The organism is Nocardiopsis sp. ATB16-24, from assembly GCF_030271535.1.
Classification (GTDB): domain Bacteria; phylum Actinomycetota; class Actinomycetes; order Streptosporangiales; family Streptosporangiaceae; genus Nocardiopsis.
Map to the genome: position 1 here is coordinate 65,765 of NZ_JASCXJ010000019.1, position 13,591 is coordinate 79,355.

Annotated in this window: 9 protein-coding genes and 1 pseudogene; 5 read left to right on the forward strand and 5 right to left on the reverse strand. The window is 70.2% G+C overall.

What is annotated here, in order from left to right:
* Nucleotides 1–23: 23 nt before the first annotated feature.
* Nucleotides 24–1,208: a C40 family peptidase gene (locus PFX91_RS18685; RefSeq protein WP_285733622.1), complete on the forward strand. Its 1,185-nt coding sequence runs from the start codon at nucleotides 24–26 to the stop codon at nucleotides 1,206–1,208.
* Between the two features lie 553 nt (nucleotides 1,209–1,761).
* Here the strand turns inward: PFX91_RS18685 and PFX91_RS18690 are convergent.
* Both PFX91_RS18690 and PFX91_RS18695 read right to left on the reverse strand, forming a co-directional pair.
* Nucleotides 1,762–3,558, reverse strand: coding sequence for a gamma-glutamyltransferase family protein (locus PFX91_RS18690; RefSeq protein ID WP_285733624.1), 1,797 nt, complete (start codon nucleotides 3,556–3,558; stop codon nucleotides 1,762–1,764).
* A gap of 397 nt (nucleotides 3,559–3,955) precedes the next feature.
* On the reverse strand, nucleotides 3,956–5,419 hold the full coding sequence (locus tag PFX91_RS18695; RefSeq protein WP_285733626.1) for a hypothetical protein: 1,464 nt from the start codon (nucleotides 5,417–5,419) through the stop codon (nucleotides 3,956–3,958).
* Nucleotides 5,420–5,672: 253 nt separating this feature from the next.
* Here PFX91_RS18695 and PFX91_RS18700 point away from each other — a divergent pair, with 253 nt between their 5' ends.
* Both PFX91_RS18700 and PFX91_RS23280 read left to right on the forward strand, forming a co-directional pair.
* Nucleotides 5,673–6,638, forward strand: coding sequence for a glycerophosphodiester phosphodiesterase (locus PFX91_RS18700; protein WP_285733628.1), 966 nt, complete (start codon nucleotides 5,673–5,675; stop codon nucleotides 6,636–6,638).
* 212 nt (nucleotides 6,639–6,850) lie between these two features.
* Nucleotides 6,851–7,146, forward strand: a pseudogene (locus PFX91_RS23280) (alanine racemase); the annotation flags it as partial.
* Nucleotides 7,147–7,181: 35 nt separating this feature from the next.
* Here the strand turns inward: PFX91_RS23280 and PFX91_RS18710 are convergent.
* The gene (locus PFX91_RS18710) at nucleotides 7,182–8,771 is read right to left on the reverse strand and encodes a beta-N-acetylhexosaminidase (protein ID WP_285733630.1); all 1,590 of its coding nucleotides are present in this window, start codon (nucleotides 8,769–8,771) and stop codon (nucleotides 7,182–7,184) included.
* Between the two features lie 389 nt (nucleotides 8,772–9,160).
* Between PFX91_RS18710 and PFX91_RS18715 the strand changes: the two genes are divergently transcribed.
* Complete coding sequence (locus PFX91_RS18715; protein ID WP_285733633.1) at nucleotides 9,161–9,490, forward strand: hypothetical protein; 330 nt, start codon at nucleotides 9,161–9,163, stop codon at nucleotides 9,488–9,490.
* A gap of 201 nt (nucleotides 9,491–9,691) precedes the next feature.
* Here PFX91_RS18715 and PFX91_RS18720 read toward each other — a convergent pair whose 3' ends face one another.
* The gene (locus tag PFX91_RS18720; protein WP_285733635.1) at nucleotides 9,692–10,630 is read right to left on the reverse strand and encodes a LysR family transcriptional regulator; all 939 of its coding nucleotides are present in this window, start codon (nucleotides 10,628–10,630) and stop codon (nucleotides 9,692–9,694) included.
* 126 nt (nucleotides 10,631–10,756) lie between these two features.
* On the opposite strand from PFX91_RS18720, the gene PFX91_RS18725 reads away from it, so the two are divergent.
* The gene (locus PFX91_RS18725) at nucleotides 10,757–12,085 is read left to right on the forward strand and encodes a pyridoxal phosphate-dependent aminotransferase (RefSeq protein WP_285733637.1); all 1,329 of its coding nucleotides are present in this window, start codon (nucleotides 10,757–10,759) and stop codon (nucleotides 12,083–12,085) included.
* Between the two features lie 144 nt (nucleotides 12,086–12,229).
* On the opposite strand, the gene PFX91_RS18730 is transcribed toward PFX91_RS18725, so the two are convergent.
* Entirely contained in the window at nucleotides 12,230–13,360 is a 1,131-nt protein-coding gene (locus PFX91_RS18730) for a glycosyltransferase family 4 protein (protein WP_285733639.1), read from the reverse strand.
* Nucleotides 13,361–13,591 lie beyond the last annotated feature (231 nt).

Here is a 13,591-nt window from a genome sequence, read left to right on the forward strand (position 1 = left end):
CTCGCAGAAAGGTGCGACCCCCCGTGAGGAGCCGTTTGAGAACGTGTGCGGGCACCACGGCGGCCTTCGCGGTCGCCTTCACCGCCTTCGGAGCCGCCCCCGCCTGGGCCGAGCCGGTGGTGGACGACCGCCCCCCCATCAGCGAGCAGCTCGCCCAGGACTCTCCCAGCGGCATCGACCCCCGACAGGGGGAGCGGGCACAGGAGGAGGCGGGCGGGACCCCCGATGTCTCCGACACCTCCCGGCTGCGACGCGACGCCTACGTCGCCCCCTTCCGTGAGGCCCGCAGCATCGAGTACTTCGCCGTCGCGCCCGCCACGCTGCCGGCCGAGGCCGTCTCGGCCGTCCGTGCGATCGACGGGGTGCGGACCGTCCTGAGCGTCGACGCCGCCCGCGTGGAGATCGACGGAGAACCGGTCTCCGTACTCGGAGTGACCCCCTCCAGCTTCCGTAACCACGCCCCCGGGCCCTCCGCCGAGTCCGACGAGATCTGGCAGGGGGTGGCCGAGGGCCACATCGCCCTGTCCAACGACGTCGGCACCGAGCGGGGCCTGGAGGTGGGCGGTGAGGTGAGCGTGGCCGGAGGCCGCGGTGAGATCCCCCTGGAGGTGTGGACGCACGCCACCTCCGGCATCGCCGGGATCGACGCCCTGGTCTCGCGGGCGCGTGCCGCCGAGCTCGGTATGCCCAGGGGCAACGCCCTGGTGGTCTCGGCCCCCGACGCCGACCTGTGGGAACTGCACGAGGCCCTGGTCGAGGCGCTGGGGGAGGAGGTCTCCCTCCAACTCGTCGCGGACGCGCCCGAGCCCCTGGTCAGCGGGGAGGCCGTCCCCCCGTCCGTCATCGAACAGGTCATCGCCAACGCCGAGAGTCAGCTGGGGGTCCCCTACGTGTGGGGCGGCACCACGCCGGGGGTCGGGTTCGACTGCTCGGGGCTGCTCCAGTGGGCCTTCCGAGAGGCGGGCGTGTCCATCCCCCGGGTGACCCACGACCAGTGGAACGCGGGGGAGCGTGTGGACTTCGACGACATCGAACGCGGCGACCTGCTGTTCTGGCGTTCCGACCCCACCGCGCCCGACTACATCTCGCACGTGGCCATCTACCTGGGCGAGGGGATGATGCTGGAGGCGCCGCGCACCGGACTGAACGTGCACGTCACCCCCGTGCGGACCAGGAACTACGCGGGAGCCGTGCGGGTCAACACCTGAGTCCGTCTTCCGCGCGCCCATACCGTGTCACCCGTCCCCGGCACCGAACGGTGTCGGGGACGGTGCGCGTCAGAGGGTCACCCGCTCTGTATGGACACAAAAAGATTGTGCCCGTTCTTTTTGAGCGCGAGCCTTTTCGGGGTTGAGGAACAGTACGCGGACAAAGGGAACGAAGTCGCTGGAGTGGCTTTCGAGAAACGAGGGTGGGCCATGGTGTCACCGGCGTGGTGACACCATGGCCCACCCGTTTCTCCTTGTCCGAACAACCCAGCCGGGAGGGGAAGGCAGGCCTCGGTTAGGAGGGGGGAGCAGGGCCGCTACTGAGGGAGGGGGAGACAGTGCACACCCTGCTGTGATGGTATGAAGTTTGACGGAGAGCGCTCAAGGGCTTTCCCGCTGTGCCGTCGCACAGGGTCTACATAAGCAGTGCCAGGGCGATTTTGCAAGAGGAAGGGACGGGACGAACAACGCCCTCATTCCGTCCCTCCCTTTCTTCCTGACCAATACGGGACCGTGTTCCGTTCCGTTTCTTCTTCCCGCCGACCGGATGTGGTCAGCGTCCCGCCGCATATCCCTGGGAGCCCCGGGCGTCGGCGGCGGCGCGGAGCTCGCCCGAATCGGGGTCGCGGGCCACGGCGGCGAGACGCCCCAGGGTCCAGTCTCCGACCACCTCGACCTTGTGCCCACGGCGGCGCAGTTCCCCGATGACCGCCTCACCCAGGCGCGGTTCCACGACGAGGCCGCCGGGCACCGTCTCGCGGGGGTGGAAGGAGGAGGGGAAGGCGTTGGTGTGGAACATCGGGGTGTCCAGGGCCTCCTGGAGGTTCTCCACCCCGTTGAGGATCCGCAGGAGAGCGGTGAAGGTCCACTGGTCCTGCTGGTCTCCTCCCGGGGTACCGATGGCCAGGACCGCCTGACCGTCCTCGCGGGTGACCAGGGTGGGGGACAACGTGGTGCGGGGACGCTTGCGGGGCGCCAGTGCGTTGGGGGAGGACGGATCGAGCCAGAACATCTGGCCCCGGGTGCCCAGAGGGAAACCGAGCGCCGGGATGACCGGGGAACTGCTGAGCCAGCCGCCGCTGGGAGTGGCCGAGACCATGTTGCCGTGAGCGTCCACCACGTCCACGTGGCAGGTGTCCCCGCGCGGCTCGGCGGCCTCGGTGGTGGTGCGCACCGTGGGTTCGCCGGTGGTGCGGTCCTCGGGGGTCTGGCCGGGTACGTACAGCGGGGGTTCGAAGGGGAGGCGGGTGCCGATCCGTCCGGGCCTTTGTTCCAGGCAGGCACGGGTGTCGTCGACCAGGCCGGCCCGGTCGGCGGCGTAGTCGGAGCTGAGCAGCTCCTTGAGGGGGACGTCGACGAAGTCGGGGTCGCCGTACCAGGCCTCACGGTCGGCGAAGGCCAGCTTGGCCGCCTCGGTCACCCGGTGCACGAAGTCGGCGCTGACCCCCTCCCGGACGTCGTGACCGGTGCCCAACGCCTCGGCCAGACGCAACTGCTGGAGCATGACGGGGCCCTGACCCCACGGGCCGGTCTTGTGCACCGTGTGGGCGCCGTGGGAGACGCTGACCGGTTCCTCGTAGGAGGCGCTCCACTCGGCCATGTCCTGGGGGGTGAGCAGGGCTTGCTGGGGTTCTCCCGTGGCGCTGGGGACGGGGCGGGACAGGAACTCTCCGACGGCCTCGGCGACGAAACCCTGCGACCATGCCCGGCGCGCGGCCTCGATCTGTGCCTCGCGGTCGCCTCCGACGCTCTCGGCCTCGGCGACGATGCGTCGGTAGGCGGCGGCCAAGGCGGGATTGCGCAGCCGGGACCCCGGCGCGGGCGCGGCGCGGTGGGGGAGGTAGACGGCGGCGGATCCGGTCCAGTGCTGGGAGAAGACGGGGGCGAGGGACTCGACCGCGGCGGCGATGCGGTCCAGGACGGGGTAACCGCGCTCGGCCAACCCGATGGCGTGGTCGAGCACCTCGCGGACGGTCATGGTGCCGTGATCGCGCAGGAGCAGCATCCAGGCGTCGAAGGATCCGGGGACGGTGGCGGCGAGCACACCGCTGCCCGGGACACGGTCCATCCCCCCGTAGGCCTCGATGGTCGCGGCGGCGGGTGAGACGCCCTGACCGCACAGGACACGGGGTGCGCCCCCCGCGGCCTGGAAGATGACGGGCACCTCTCCACCGGGACCGTTGAGGTGGGGTTCGACCACCTGAAGGGTGAAGCCCGCGCCGACGGCGGCGTCGAAGGCGTTGCCACCGCGTTCGAGCAGGGACATGCCGGTGGCGCTGGCCAGCCAGTGGGTGGAGGCGACCATGCCGAAATCGCCGCTGAGTTGGGGACGGGTGGTGAAACCGGACATCAGGCGGGTCCTCCTCGGGGGTGGGGCGGCGGGGATCGCCAACGCGGTCGGGGCCCGTGCGTCCCGGGTGGGGGCGTGGCGACCGGGGTGGGTGGCGGTGCGCTCGGGGCCGTGGACCTGAGGCGACGGTACAACATGGGCTGTTCCGGGGGGCGGCCCGTGTTCGGTTCCATGAGGTGGGGGCTTCCACAGAGCAGACCCGGGGCCGGTGTTCGTGCCCGGCCCCGGGTCGCGGTGACGACGGGGAACGTCGGTCGTGTACGCGGTGTACCGCCTGCCCGCCCTCCCCGCCCTTCTCAGAGGGCTCGGCGTCGCGAACCTCGGATCACTCGTCGCCCGTCCTGGGGCGCTCCCCGAAGTCGGGATCCTCCGGCGCCCTCACGGGACTTGGGGACTCTCACGGGCTCTTCGCGCCCGTCTCGGTCCCGGCGTCCTGGCCGGTGTCGATTCCAGGCGTGGCCGGCAGACTCCACGGCAGGAACTCCATCAGCTGTTGCCACTCCTGGGCCCCGACCGGCTCCATGGCCGGGTCGGTGGTCTCACCCCTCAGCGTGCGCGCCACGTTCTCCTCGTGCTCGGCCCTGTGCTGGGCGTTGACCTCCCCCACGAGTTCGGCGATCAGCCAGGCCAGACCGGAGAGGATCCTCTCCACGTCGGCGCGCTCCAGGCCCAGGTCCTGGGCACAGCCGTCGACGGCGTTGGTCTTGTCGCGTTCGTCGCCGTGGTACCAGAGCGTGGCCAGCAGACGGTCGCGTTCGGTGGCGGTGAGCCGTTCCTTGGACAGGGCTCGTTCGACGAGCTCCTTCTCGGCGGGGGTCAGCGTGGTGTCGCCCAGGTTCGTCTCGTTCTTCCTGATGTTCACGGACCGGTCGATGAGGCATTCCTTGACCTGCTGGGTCGTGGGACTCTCCTGCTGCCGTCCGTCCACGTCCTCCCCGGTGCCGGAGGTCTCCGCCTCCGCCGGTTCCTGCGTCACCGCGCCCTCGTCCGTGGTCCCCTCCGGGGCGTTCCCCTCGCCCTCCGGCGCGGGTTCCCCGCCCTTGGGAGCGGGGGCCTCATCCTCGGTCGGGGCGGTCCCCTGCTCCTGCCCGGTGGTGGTCTCGGAGGAGACGGGGGTCTCCTGCGGTGCCTCGGGAACAGCGGGGCCGGGCGTCTCCGACCCCTCCTCCGCGGAGGGGCGCGGGTCCCCGGGCCGCCCGACGGGGACGAACTCCGCGGTCTCGGCGGACTCCTCCCCGCCGGCCTCGGCGGGGGCCTCCTGGCCTTGTCCGGTCTCAGGGACCTGTTCGGCCTCGGGGAGCTGCTCGGGTCCGGACTCCAGCGCGGTCAGGGACTCCGCCATCCTGACCAGCTCACCGCTGCTCCACCGGTCCGGCTGTAGGTGCATGGACACGGCCACACCCGGCTCCTCCACCCAGAAGAGATCACCGGTCTCGGGGGACAGGTAGGCCTCCTGTGGCAGGGCCTCTCCCTGGACCAACCGCTGCAACGTCGCCTCGGGCAGATGGCTGTAGCGGCTCGAGCGCAGGTCGTCGAGCTGCTGGAGGCGTGTGGAGCGCAGCACGGCGACCCGGCCGAACAGCTGGTCCGGGCCCTGGACCCAGGACAATTGTGACTGTCTGTTACCCATACGGTCCGTGATGGAGGAGGCGCTGACCCCGTAGTCCTCCAGTCCCTCGGGCAGGTACCCGATCTCGTAGCCGTCGAGGCTGTACGAGGAGGTGCCCTGGTCGATGACCGGCCAGGACGGAACCGGCGTGCCCTTCTCCTCGGCCGCCGCTGCGGGGAGCCCGACCAGTCCCGAGGACACGATTGCGGCGGCACCGAACAGCGCGACCCACCTCTTGTGGTGCTTGCGCATGAGACTTCCTTCCCATCGACTACTCATAGTGATGGTTCCAGGCTCTGCGTAATTATCCAGAGGCCACGGGGTCAAAAACAGTACATGAAGTAGCCAAATGGATGCATTAAGTGAGAATTCTGTCGAACTCGTGGAACCACCACCAGATGATGGGCGCCGGTCCACCGGCGGCTCCGCGCTTAGTAACCACATGGACACCAAGCGCACTCAATCTGGAGGAAGTTGCCCAGTTCACGCGCACTTGGGAGGTCCGGTGCCACGCTTTGGGATCGTCGTCGCAGCCGTATCGTTCGTCGTCGCCGTCAGTACGAGTACCGCTTCCGCAGCACAGGTTCCCGAGCAGTCGGAGCCCAAGAGGGGTGTGTCCGTATCCGTCGAGTACGCCTTCTCCGAACGACCCCTGATCGCGGTCGCCCACCGGGGGGCCTCCGGACACGCACCTGAGAACACCCTGGCCTCCCTGGACGCCGCGGGCAGGCTCGGGGCCGAGACCGTCGAGTTCGACGTCCAGCGCACGTCGGACGACGTCCTCGTCCTCATGCACGACACCACGCTGGAGCGCACCACCGATGTGGTGAAGGTCTTCCCCGACCGCGGTTCCTACCGCGTGGCGGACTTCACCATGGCCGAGATCCGACGACTGGACGCGGGTTCGTGGTTCGACCCCGCCTTCGAGGGTGAGACCGTCCCCACCTTCGAGGAAGCGCTCGACCGGCTGGAGGAGTTGGACCTCAACCTGTTCCTGGAGATCAAGGAACCCAAGCTCTACCCGGGGATCGAGGAGGAGATCGCCGCGGAACTGAGCGGACGCGACAGGTGGCTGGAGACCGCCTCCCCCCACCGGCCCGACCGCCTCGTCGTGCAGAGCTTCGACTGGGAGGTGGTGCGCCGGTCCAAGGAGCTGCTGCCGTCCGTGCCCCACGCACTGCTCGGAAGGGTCCCCGAGAGCCAGATCTCCAACCACGCCTGGGCGCAGATGATCAACCCCAACCACACCACGATCGACAAGGCCTACGTCAAGCGCGTCCAGGACGCGGGGCTGACGATCATGCCCTACACCATCAACGACCGCTCCCGCATGGACACCGTCCTCGGCTGGGGGGTCGACGGGTTCATCACCGACTTCCCCGACGTCGGCCAGCAGGCCATCGCCGCCCGCCGGGTGGAGTCACGGCCCTCGGTCCGGATCGTCAAGCCTCCCCTGTCCCTGTTCGGCTGACCGGCCGGCCCGCATCGCCGAGGACCACCGAGTGGCGGCGTGGCCCCGCCCCGGGCGGGCCTGGCCGCCGGGCCGTGCCGGTGGAACGATCGGACCGACCCACACCGAGGTCCCGCTCCGGTCGGACGGCGCCGCCGTCCGACCGGAGCGGCGGCAGACCGCCGCGGGTGATGGTCGAACGGGGCGTGCCCGGAGGGCGCACCGGCTGCCGTACCCGCGAGGAGGTGCTCGCGGTGGCCCGCGCCGCCGCCGACCACGACCAGGGTTCACCGATCCCGCGCCCGCTGCGCCGCGTGGACGGCGGCACGGTGCCGGCGTACGGCCTGGAGGTGACCGGCCTCAACGACCACCACGCCTACCTGAGCGTCCCGCCGGGGCCGGAGGTCCGCCCCGGCGATCTGGTCTCCTTCGGGATCTCCCACCCCTGCACGGCCTTCGCCGCCGGCGGATCATCCCGGTGGCGGACGACGGGGACACCGGGGTCGACGTGGTGGCCACCTACATCTGAAGCCCGGTCGGGGACGGGGAGGGAGGCGACGGACCTCAGCCCCAGCCCACCACGCCGGGTCGGGTCTGCCAGGGACGCGGGCCGTCCAGGGGCCGGTACTCCACCCCGGCCGCGTCGAGGCGTTCCAGGTGCCTTCTCAGACGCGGTTCGAACTCGGCGTAGTCGCGCTCGCCCGTGGACCACACCTGCTCGGCGAAGGCCGACAGTCGCGGGAACACCATGTAGTCCAGTCGGCGTGGGGTGTCGATGTGCTCGGTCCACACGTTCACCTGGGCGCCCAGGACGTGTGCGGCCTCCTCCTCGGTCAGGGCGGCGGGCACCGGCTCGGCGAGGTAGACGTCCTCGGTCCGCAGCAGCGTGCCCACCTTGACCGGCTCGTGCTCGGAATCGGACTGCTTGTAGTCCAGGTAGGAGGTACGGGTGGGGCTCATGACCACGTCGTGTCCGGCGCGTGCGGCGGCGATACCGCCCTCCTCTCCCCGCCACGACATCACGGTGACCCCGGGGGCCGGTCCTCCCTCCAGGATCTCGTCCCAACCCACCAGACGGCGTCCTCGCGCGGTCAGGTGGTCGTTGAGTCGACGGACGAACCAGCTTTGCAGCTCGTCCTCGTCGGCCAGCCCCTCCTCCTCGATCCGCCTCTGGGCGGACTCGCTCTTCTTCCACTGGGCCGTGGGACACTCGTCTCCGCCCACGTGGATGTAGGCGCTGGGGAACAGTTCCATCAGCTCGTCGAAGACGTTGCGGTAGAACTCCAGGACCTCGTCGGTCACCGCGAGCACGTCCTCGAAGATGCCCCACCGTGTGCCCACCGGGATCCGGCCGCTCTCGCCCAGTTCGGGGTAGGCGTGGATGGCCGCCTGGGAGTGTCCGGGCACGTCGATCTCGGGGACGACCGTCACGTGTCGTGCCTTGGCGTAGGAGACGATCTCGCGGATGTCGTCCTGGGTGTAGAAGCCGCCGTGCGGACGGCCGTCGAACACCGGCGGCCTGCTGGACCCCAGTTGGCTCTCGGTCCTCCAGGAGGCGTCCTCGGTCAGCCTGGGATAGCGGCGGATCTCCACGCGCCATCCCTGGTCGTCGGTCAGGTGCAGGTGGAGCACGTTGAGTTTGTGCATGGCCAGCAGGTCGATGAACCGCAGGATCTCGCGTTTGGGCTGGAAGTGACGGGCCACGTCCAGCATCACCCCGCGCCAGGCGAAGCGCGGAGCGTCGGTGACGCTCACCGAGGGGAGGGTCCATGCGCCGTTCCCCAGCGGCGCGTCGCGATAGGCGTCGGCGGGCAGGAGTTGACGCAGGGTCTGGGCCCCGTAGAACACCCCCGCCGGATCGTTGCCGACGATGATGGCGCCCTCGTCGTCCACGATCAGCCTGTAGCCCTCGTCGCCCAGACCGGCCCCGGCGTCGACGCTCAGGCGGATCCGGGCGTCGGCCTCGTCCCCGGTGGCCAGGGGGAGTCCGGTCGCCGCCCCGAGTTCACGTTGGAGCCACATGAGGGTGCCCCGGGCTGCGGGATCGGAGGAGACCCTGGTCGCGGCGGTGAGGGTCAGCCCGCCGGTGGAGCCTCCGTCCGCCGTGACGGGGCGGGGGACGAGGGAGTGGGAGGAGGGGGAGTCATGAGGCACGAGGAAGCGCTCCTATCCGGTCTAGACCAGTCCTGTCCATAGTGTCATGAGCCGCTCTTGAGTCACACCCCCGGGGAGGAAGATCCCTGCTCGCGGCCTCGGTGACCGTTCGCGCCCCCGCTCCGGAGAGGGGCCGATCCGCTGCCGTGGTCTTCACGGAACGAGGTGGAGGCCCTGCCGGAAGGAGACGCGCCGGACCGGCGGGGCGCGGGAGCGGCGGTCGTCCGGGCGCCCGCGGAGGGCGTGTTCGGGACCGAGGCGACACGGAGACATGGTGTTCGTTATGTCTGGAATGAGATGCCTGTGGGCATCTCCTACTCGTTGCCACTTTCCGTATTTTTTGCGTAGCGTCCTGTGATCTTGTCCTTATGCGGGAAACACAAGATGTTGTGTGGTTCGAAGGAATAAGTGCACAGTCCGGCCGAGGCCGGATCGCCCGGGGTGGCAACGCGCCCGAGGACCTCACCGATCGGCTGGTCAGCGCCGAACGCGAGGCGGGGTTCCATGAGCGCGACATGTCGGTGTTCGAACGCGAACGCATCGACCTGGAGTATCGGGTGAACCGGATGGAAGCCGAACTGGAGGCACTGCGCAAAAGAAGACTGGAAGCCTACGCGCGATGGTGGAACGCCCGCGACGACCGGGACCGGGCACTCCACGTCTGTCGCAGACTGCGCCGCCGGATCGACCGGACACGTCGCAAGACGGGTCGGGAGTGAGCAGTGTACGACGGACCGCCACGACCGAACTCCCCGTTCCATGTTCGGCCCGGACCTCGGTCCGGGCCGAACGTGTTCCGCCCCGGCCGTGGCGTGGGACGCCGCGACGGCCCCGATCCTCCTGGTGAAGGCCACCCGGATCACCGGATCTCGGGCGAAGGTCCCGCACGTGACGGCGCCCCCGAGGACCTTCCTCCACGCTCAGGACCCGATGCTCTGGGCGATCTCCTCACTCACCTGCTGTGACGCGTCGCGCAGGGCGGCCAGGGTCACCTTGATCGCCGGACGGCGCACGGAACTCGGGCGCACCACCGCGTACACGTGCCGCTTGGGCGCGGAGGAGGGAAGCCTGCGGTACACCAGCCCGGCCGGCCCGCCCACCATCGCCAACGCCGGAACGGCGGCGATACCGATTCCGCGCGAGACCAGGCTCAGGATCGTCCCCAGCCCCTCGAACTCCCATGCGGCCGAGGGCAGTCCGCCCACCTCGGCCAGGAGCCGGTCCGTGGCGTAGCGCGAGCGTTCGCTCTCAGGGGCCACGATCCACGATTCGTTCAGCAGGTCCTCCAGCACCACCGAGACCGCGGGGTCGGCCAGCGGGTGCTCCTGAGGCACCGCCAACACCATCGGATCGTGCATCAGGTGGATGTGTCGCAGGGCGCTGTCGGCCCCGCGCCCCGGATGCTGTCCCGACCAGTCGTCCACCAGCGCGATGTCCACCTCCCGGGAGCGCACCTTCTGGGTTCCCGTGGACAGCAGGGTCTGACGCAGCAGCAGTTGCATCCCGTCGTGGCGGCGCAGCGGGGGGACGAGCAGCGGGGCGAACGCCACCGCGGCGGTCGGAAAGGCCGTGACGGTGACCACTCCCAGGGCCCGGTCGGACTGCTCGGCGAGGACCGACTCGGTGGCCTCCACCAGTGCCAGGAGTTCCTCGGCGTGGATCACCAACAACCGTCCGGTGTCGGTCAGTTCGGCGCCCCGGGCGGAACGGTCCAGGAGCGCGACGCCCGTCTCCTTCTCCAACGTGGTCAGCTGTTGCGAGATCGCCGAGGGGGTGTAACCCAGGGCGTGGGCGGTGGCCGCGATCGTGCCCCGGACACTGAACTCGCGGAGGATCTGGAGACGTCGAAGGTCAATCATAAGAACATCTTAAGCTCAGCATCGAAAAGAGTCGCTTGTACTGATGCCTGCCTGTGGGCAGTGTTGTGGATGACAAGCCGTGACCAGCGGCCACGCTTTCCACGACAAACCGGAGATGAGTCATCCATGACCGTCACTGTGTCCGCGACCCTCGCCGTCAACGAAGCGCTCGCCGAGAAACGACGCCAGGGAGTCCGCGTGCTCCCCCTGGGTTTCGGTGAGGCCGGACTTCCGGTCCACCCGGTCATGCGTGACCGCCTCACCGCCGGAAACGGTGCCAACGCCTACGGCCCCGTCGCCGGGTCCGTGGCACTCCGCGAAGCCGCGGCCGGGTACTGGGAACGCCGCGGGCTACCGACCGACCCCGACACGGTCATAGCCGGCCCCGGCAGCAAGCCGTTGTTGTACAGCCTTCTGCTGGAGATCGGCGGCGACACCGCGATCGCCGCGCCCAGTTGGGTCAGCTACGCCGCGCAGAGCCGCCTGGTGGGTCAGAACCCGGTCATGGTGCCCACAGCCACCGGGCAGGGCGGAGTACCCCAACCGGACCTGCTGCACGCGGCGGTCGTGGCGGCCCGTGAACAGGGGCGCACGGTCAACGCCGTCATCGTCACCCTGCCCGACAACCCCACGGGCACCGTGGCCGGAGCGGAGACCGTCCGCCGCCTGTGCGAGGTGGCCCGGGAACTCGACCTGGTGATCATCTCCGACGAGATCTACCGCGACCTCGTCCACCCCGTGGGGCCCGAGGGAGAGCCCACGCGGGTGCACAGCCCGGCCGAGTACGCGCCCGAGCGCACCATCATCTCCACCGGTCTGAGCAAGAACCTGGCCCTGGGCGGATGGCGCATCGGCGTGATGCGCCTGCCGGACTCCGAGATCGGCAGGCGTCTGCGCGGCGGGCTGCTCGGTGTGGCCAGTGAGATCTGGTCGAGTCCGGCCGCGCCCGTCCAGGAGGCCGCCGCGCACGCCTTCACCGAACCCGACGAGCTCCTGGACCACATCGACCGCAGTCGGCGCCTGCACGGCATCGTCGCCGGTGCGGTCGCCGAGGTCTTCCTCCGCGCCGGCGCGACCGTCGCTCCGCCCGGCGCGGCGTTCTACCTCTACCCCGACTTCGAGCCGGCCCGCGAACGGCTGGCCGCCCGGTACGGGGTGACCACCGGTCCGGAACTGACCGGGCTGCTGCTGGAACGCTTCGGCATGGGCGTGCTTCCCGCCGCCGAGTTCGGGGAGAGCGTCGACACCCTGCGCATGCGGGTCGCCACCAGCCTGCTCTACGGAGACACCGAGGAGCGTCGCTACGCCGCGTTGGCCGCCACCGACCCACTGAAGTTGCCGTGGATCCGCGCCCACCTGGACCGCCTCGACGAGGTCCTGGGCGAACTGCTCGCCGAGTCGCCCAAGACCGTGCTCACGCAGCCCCGGGTCTCGGCCCCACAGACGGTGGGTTAGGTCGTTTCCCGGGTGCACGGGCATCCGGGAACACTTCCTGATCCCCCTGGCGTCCATCCCGCTTAAGGGGGCGGGGCGGACGCGCCTTCGGCCTCCCCCGGCCGCTCCTTCCGGGGGAGGCCGAACCCTTCGCGCCGACCGGCCTCAGAGCAGGCGTGCGGCGCGGTCCGCCTCGCGGGCGGCCAGGTCCCGACTCGGGGTGATCACCGCTCGGTAGTGCTCCAGCAGCTGTTCACCCACCGCCTCCCACGTGCGGTGCTCCACCGACGGACGCGCCCGCTCCGCCATCCGTCGACGAACGTCGCCGTTGTGGGCGAGCCGACCCACCGCCACCCGCAGTTCACGGACGGACTCCGGTGCGTACAGTAGACCGTTGTCTTCGGGCATCACCAGGTCCAGGGGACCGCCCGAGGCCGGAGCCACCACCGGCACCCCCGAGGCCAGCGCCTCCTGGACGGTCTGACAGAACGTCTCGTCGGCGCCGGTGTGCACGAACACGTCCATGGACGCGTACACGCGGGACAGGTCCCGACCGCCGAGCTCGCCGGTGAACACCGCGTCGGGCAGCCGCCGTCGCAGTCGGGCCCGCTCGGGCCCATCGCCCACCACCACCAGTCTGATGCCGCGCAGCCTCGCCACGTGGGCGAGCAGCTCCACCCGTTTGTCCCGGGAGAGCCTGCCGACGTAACCCACGATCCTCTCCCCGTGCGGCGCCAGTCTGCGGCGTAGCCCCTCGTCACGGTGGTCGGGGTGGAAACGGAGGGTGTCCACCCCGCGTCGCCACAGGTACAACCGGGGGAAGTCCCGCGAGGACAACGTCTCCATGGTGGCCGAGGAGGGCACCAACGTGCGGTCCACCGCGGAGTGGACACGGCGCAGCAACGACCAGAGGGCCTCCCCACCGGGGAGCCGGTAGCGTCCGGCGAATCCCGGCAGATCGGTCTGGAAGACGGCCACGGTCGGCAGCGCCCACCTACGGGCGACCTCCACGGCCGCCGAACCGAGCAGCGCGGGCGAGGCCAGGTGCACCACGTCGGGGGAGAAGGCGCGGATCGCCGCGGTCATCGTGCGCAGGGCGGGCAGCCCCACGGCGAAGTCACGGTAGAAGGGCAGGGGCAGGGACGGTAGACGGACCACGGGGAAACCGGAATGGGAAGGGGTACCGGTGCCGGGGGCCAGGACCAGGGCCTGGTGCCCCTGGGAGGCCAACAGGTCGGCGGTCCGGCACACGGAGTTGGTCACTCCGTTGACCTGCGGAAGGAAGGATTCAGTCACGATGGCCACGCGAAGTGGCCCGCCTGTGTTCTTCGGGGACATGCGAGTGGCTCCAAAGCCGGGGGATGACCGTCTCCGACGTTAGGCTCCTGGAGTGAACCGCGGTGTGGGCGTGGGGAAACCGTGCGGAAAGAGCGGGTACGAGCCCGCCGAGCGGGCGGTGACGGAGCCCGTGCGCCCGTGCGTCCGCCGAGCGACCTTCCGGTGGACGCGAGCGCCGCGTCATCGTTC

Coding starts and splice junctions, on each gene's coding strand:
- PFX91_RS18690 (WP_285733624.1), bottom strand. CDS start 3,558: ATGTCCGGTTTCACCACCCGTCCCCAACTCAGCGGCGATTTCGGCATG.
- PFX91_RS18695 (WP_285733626.1), bottom strand. CDS start 5,419: ATGCGCAAGCACCACAAGAGGTGGGTCGCGCTGTTCGGTGCCGCCGCA.
- PFX91_RS18720 (WP_285733635.1), bottom strand. CDS start 10,630: ATGATTGACCTTCGACGTCTCCAGATCCTCCGCGAGTTCAGTGTCCGG.
- PFX91_RS18725 (WP_285733637.1), top strand. CDS start 10,757: ATGACCGTCACTGTGTCCGCGACCCTCGCCGTCAACGAAGCGCTCGCC.